1 protein-coding gene is annotated in these 478 nt (G+C 57.5%); it reads right to left on the bottom strand.

Features of this window, described 5'->3' with window-relative positions:
* Positions 1-41: 41 nt before the first annotated feature.
* Positions 42-478 (bottom strand): RDD family protein (locus AADR41_RS42315; protein WP_342287802.1); only part of this gene is annotated, 437 nt, incomplete at its 5' end.

Below are 478 nucleotides of genomic sequence, written 5' to 3'. Positions count from 1 at the left end.
GATTGTGCCAGGACGACGAATCGCCCCTACAACGACGAAATTTACTCGACGCCAGACTGGTGGGGCGGGCGAACCACCTGAGTGCCTGCCACTGCGTCATGAATGGTTTGACGGGAACGCTGCCACAATGGCATGAGGTAACTAAAAGGTGTCAACAGGACGATGGCTTGATTACCGATCTCGACGCAGGCCCACACGGTGGCCCTTATCAGAGCACGCCACCACACCAGACGACGATGTTCCTTGCCCTTATTCAGGGTGACGACTCGCAGCCCGCATATCAGCTGACCGTCCGAACCCGCACAAGCTGCCAACATGATGAATTGGTAAATCGCCTGCGAAATGATCACCGCACCGACGAGGTTCGACAGGTCGCTGACGAATCCGGCCTTCATCAGGGATTGCATCGTGACGACGTCAGAGGGGCTAGCCCCAGCGTTGACTGCACGCATCGAGGTGGCGAGGAACGTCTGGTAAC

The organism is Streptomyces sp. CLV115 (assembly GCF_038448545.1).
GTDB classification, from domain to species: domain Bacteria; phylum Actinomycetota; class Actinomycetes; order Streptomycetales; family Streptomycetaceae; genus Streptomyces; species Streptomyces sanglieri.
This window is presented reverse-complemented; position numbering and strand designations above follow the sequence as displayed.